This window comes from Alcanivorax sp. HI0044, from assembly GCF_001634945.1.
Map to the genome: position 1 here is coordinate 1 of NZ_LWEZ01001171.1, position 1472 is coordinate 1472.

General features: G+C 59.6%; 2 protein-coding genes. Both read right to left on the minus strand.

The window, feature by feature from the left end; all coding sequences use genetic code 11:
- On the minus strand, positions 1–611 hold a 611-nt coding region (locus tag A3730_RS15410), incomplete at its 3' end, for an acyl-CoA dehydrogenase family protein (RefSeq protein WP_197477493.1).
- 73 nt (positions 612–684) lie between these two features.
- The gene (locus A3730_RS15415; RefSeq protein ID WP_063519473.1) at positions 685–1440 is read right to left on the minus strand and encodes an SDR family NAD(P)-dependent oxidoreductase; all 756 of its coding nucleotides are present in this window, start codon (positions 1438–1440) and stop codon (positions 685–687) included.
- Between the last annotated feature and the right edge of the window lie 32 nt (positions 1441–1472).

Below are 1472 nucleotides of genomic sequence, written 5' to 3' on the forward strand. Positions count from 1 at the left end.
ATTTCCCATCCGGGCTGGTCGGCATCGAACAGGAAGGCGGTGAGGCCCTTGCGCGGATCGTCACTGGTCTTGGCAATCAGGATAAAGGTCTGTGCGCCTTCGGCGCCGGTGATAAACCATTTACGACCCCTGATGATCCAGTTGTCCCCCTCTTTGGCGGCCGAGGTGTAGGTCAGGGAAGGATCGGAACCGCAGCCGCCGTCGGGTTCGGTCATGGCGAAGGCGGAGCGCACCTTGCCGTCGATCATGGGCTGTAGCCAACGTGCTTTCTGCTCGTCATTGAGAATCTTGTTAAGCAGGATCATGGTGCCGTCATCCGGCGGGGCACAGTTGAACACCACCGGGCCGAACGGGCTGCGCGCCGCTTCTTCGTACAACACCGCCATGCCGGCCACGCCCACGTCCAGGCCGCCACGCTCTTTGGGTAACTGGAACCCCCACAGGCCAGCCGCTTTCGCTTTTTCACGCAGGCTAGCGACCACGCTTTCCTTGAAGTTTTCGTGGTCGTCGTAATTGGCCTTGTCGTTTTCCAGCGGCATGATTTCCGCTTCGACAAAGGCCGCGACCTGTTGACGCAGGCTTTCGATTTCCGGGCTCAGGGAAAAATCCATGGTCGTTCCTTAATACTGTTTCAAGGGTTTCCTACGCTTCAGACCGTATTGGCTGCCGCGCCGCGTGTGCGTATCAAAGGGTATTGCAAAGATGACCGCCGTCCACGGCGATGATGGCACCGCTCATGTAGGACGAAGTATCAGAGGCCAACAACAACAGCGGGCCCACCAGTTCGTCGATCTGACCGAGACGACGGTAAGGGATGCGCTTGAGCATCTTTTCCGCCTGCGGGCTGTTGAAGAAATCCGCGTTGATGTCGGTTTCCACATAGCCGGGACAGATGGCGTTGCAGCGGATGTTGTAACGGGCGCAGTCTAGCGCCAGGGATTTGGTGAACTGTACGACAGCAGCCTTGGACGCGGTGTACGGGGCCACCCGGCCACCCACTCGCAGGCCGAGGATGGAGGCAATATTGACGATGCTGCCGGGGCGGCCATCGCGCTTCCATTGCTGGATAGCGAATTTGGAGACGGCCCAGACGCCTTTCAGGTTGGTATCCACCACCCGGTCCCATTCCTCTTCAGGGATGTTTTCGGTGGGGCCTTCCTGGGAAATACCCGCGTTGTTCACCACCACGTCCAGCGGTGGCATGTCGGCAAAGGCCGCTTCCACGCTGGCGTGATCACTCACATCCATGGGTACCACGATGGCTTCCCGGCCCAAGTCGCGCACGGCCTTGGCGGTGTCTTCCAGTTTTTCCACGCGGCGGGCGGCCAGCACCACATCCGCGCCTTCTTCGGCCAGCGCAGTGGCAAAGTGGGCACCAAAGCCGCTGGAGGCACCGGTGATCAGAATACGCTTACCGGCAACACTGAATCGCTGAGTCATAAGGCTCTCCTTCTAGATGGGGAGAACCTACC

Bases quoted from the DNA above. Each gene is read 5' to 3' on its own strand.
- A3730_RS15415 (WP_063519473.1), bottom strand. From the start codon at position 1,440: ATGACTCAGCGATTCAGTGTTGCCGGTAAGCGTATTCTGATCACCGGT.